Genomic DNA, 1,407 nt, shown 5'->3' with positions numbered 1-1,407 from the left:
GTCCCGAATCGCGGCCAGGCGCTGCGCGGGAATGCGCGACTGCCACGCGGAAAAAGCGCTGTCGATCTGCTTGGACAGCGGCGGCATCGCGCGCTTGCAGTGCTCGGCGAACTGGCTGTGGAACAGGTACTCCCGGTTCGCATCGTCCTGGGCGGCCGCGATGGCGGGCCACGCCGATACCGTCGCCAAAGTCGCTACCGCCAGCGCCGCGCGCATCCGTTCGCGATCCTTGCTGCGCATCTCAGCGCTCCTCGGCCTTGACCCGGTTCCAATAACCGTCCTGCGCTTCCAGCGACAGCTCCGGCAGCGCCATGCCGTCCTGCGCGGCCTGCAGTTCCATCGCGCGGAAGCGGCGTTCGAACTTGAGGTTGGCGCGGCGCAGCGCGGCGCCGACGTCGACCTTGGCGTGGCGGGCGAGATTGGCGCAGACGAACAGCACGTCGCCGATCTCCTCCTCCAGCCGGTCGCGCGCGGCCGCGTCGTCGGGCGCGGCGGCGACCGCGTCGAACTCGACCCGCACTTCTTCGATTTCTTCGTGCAGCTTGGCGATCACCGGCGTCGGCGCCGGCCAGTCGAAGCCGACCGAGGCGGCGCGCTTTTGCAGCTTCACCGCGCGCTGCCATTCCGGGAGGCCGCGGGCGATGCCGGCCAGCGCCGAGGTGTCGGCTTCGCCGGCGGCCTGGCGCTCGCGGCGCTTTTGTTCTTCCCACGCCACCGTCTGCGCATCGGCGTCTTCGACGCTGGCCTCGCCGAACACGTGCGGATGCCGGCGCACCATCTTGTCGCTGATCGCGGCGACGACATCGTCGAAGGCGAAGGCGTCTTGTTCCTGCGCCATGCGCGCATGGAACACCACTTGCAGCAGCAGGTCGCCGAGTTCGTCCTTGAGCGCGTCCAGGTCGCCGCGGGCGTCCCCGTCGGCGACTTCGTAGGGTTCCTCGATGGTGTACGGGACGATGCTGGCGAAGGTCTGCTCGATGTCCCACGGGCAGCCGCGCTCGCGGTCGCGCAGGCGCGCCATGATTTCCAGCAGGCCGGCGATGCCCGGCGGCAGGTTCAGCACCTCAGCCATCTTGCCAGGCCCTCCACGGCAGCGACAGGTCGCCCAGGGCGATGAAGTCGCCGTTGAGCAGGCCGTCGCGCTGGTTGTAACGGAACGGGCGTCCGCGCGGGTCGAGCACCGCGCCGCCGGCCGCTTCGAGCACGCATTGCCCGGCGGCGGTGTCCCACTCGCTGGTCGGGCCGAAGCGCGGATACAGATCCAGCGAGCCTTCGGCGATGCGGCAGAATTTCAAGGACGAGCCCAGGCTGACCATGGCGATGCCGCCGGCGGCTTGGCGATGCGCGCGGGCGAGGAACTCGTCGCTGCGCTGGCTGTGGTGCGAGCGGCTCGCGGCCACCCGCAGC

At 70.2% G+C, this 1,407-nt stretch carries 3 protein-coding genes; all 3 read right to left on the bottom strand.

Annotation, left to right across the window (positions count from 1 at the left end; translation table 11 throughout):
• The coding region (locus tag ABZY20_RS37145) for a hypothetical protein (protein ID WP_356447939.1) at positions 1–240 on the bottom strand (240 nt) is incomplete at its 3' end.
• 1 nt (position 241) lies between these two features.
• Positions 242–1,072, bottom strand: a complete 831-nt coding sequence (mazG, locus tag ABZY20_RS37140; protein WP_356447938.1) for a nucleoside triphosphate pyrophosphohydrolase — start codon at positions 1,070–1,072, stop codon at positions 242–244.
• A partial coding sequence (locus tag ABZY20_RS37135) for an inositol monophosphatase family protein (protein ID WP_356447936.1) occupies positions 1,065–1,407 on the bottom strand: 343 nt, incomplete at its 5' end. The genes mazG and ABZY20_RS37135, both read right to left, overlap by 8 nt.

The sequence above is a fragment of the Streptomyces sp. NPDC006624 genome (assembly GCF_040611555.1).
Lineage (GTDB): Bacteria > Actinomycetota > Actinomycetes > Streptomycetales > Streptomycetaceae > Streptomyces.
This window is presented reverse-complemented; position numbering and strand designations above follow the sequence as displayed.